This is a genomic window from Novosphingobium sp. CCH12-A3, from assembly GCF_001556015.1.
GTDB classification, from domain to species: domain Bacteria; phylum Pseudomonadota; class Alphaproteobacteria; order Sphingomonadales; family Sphingomonadaceae; genus Novosphingobium; species Novosphingobium subterraneum.
On sequence record NZ_LSIA01000244.1, the window covers coordinates 1 to 824 of the forward strand.

At 66.6% G+C, this 824-nt stretch carries 1 protein-coding gene; it reads left to right on the forward strand.

Annotation, left to right across the window (positions count from 1 at the left end):
- Window positions 1–824: strawberry notch C-terminal domain-containing protein (locus AX703_RS20170; RefSeq protein ID WP_197423787.1), on the forward strand; the 824-nt coding region annotated here is incomplete at both ends.

Below are 824 nucleotides of genomic sequence, written 5' to 3' on the forward strand. Positions count from 1 at the left end.
CGACCTGATCGAGCATATCTGCGCCATGCCGCCGATCCCGACCGCGCTCGATGCCTTGCTCGAGCACTACGGGGTGACTGCGGTGGCCGAGGTGACAGGGCGCAGCAAACGCCTGGTCCGTGATGGATCGGGCCGGCAGCGTCTCGAAAGCCGCTCACCCCGGACCAACCTTGCCGAGACCACCGCGTTCATGACCGGGGCCAAGCGCATCCTCGTCTTCTCCGATGCTGGCGGCACGGGGCGCAGCTATCATGCGAGTCTTGATGCCAGGAATCAGCAGCGCCGGGTCCATTTCCTGCTCGAGCCCGGATGGCGCGCCGACCGGGCGATCCAGGGGCTGGGGCGCACGCACCGCACGCACCAGGCCTACCCGCCGCTGTTCCGCCCGGTCACCACCGACTGCAAGGGCGAGGCCCGGTTCACCAGCACGATCGCGCGCCGTCTCGATGCCTTGGGCGCGCTGACCCGCGGCCAGCGGCAGACCGGTGGGCAGGGGATGTTCGATGCGTCCGACAATCTCGAGAGCATTTATGCGAAGCATGCGCTCCACGACTGGTACGGCCTGCTGGCGACGGCCAAGCTAAAAAGCACCACCCTGTCCGAGTTCCAGCGGATGAGCGGTCTCGAGCTCACCGACCAGGACGGCGTGCTGCGCGAGGACCTGCCGCCGATTCAGCGCTGGCTCAACCGCATCCTCGCGATGAAGATCGCCGTGCAGAACGCGATCTTCGATGAGTTCCTGACCCTTGTCGAAACCTGCGTCTCGGCCGCCAAGGAAGCCGGGACCTTCGATATCGGCGTCGAGACCGTAGCAGTCGAGGCCT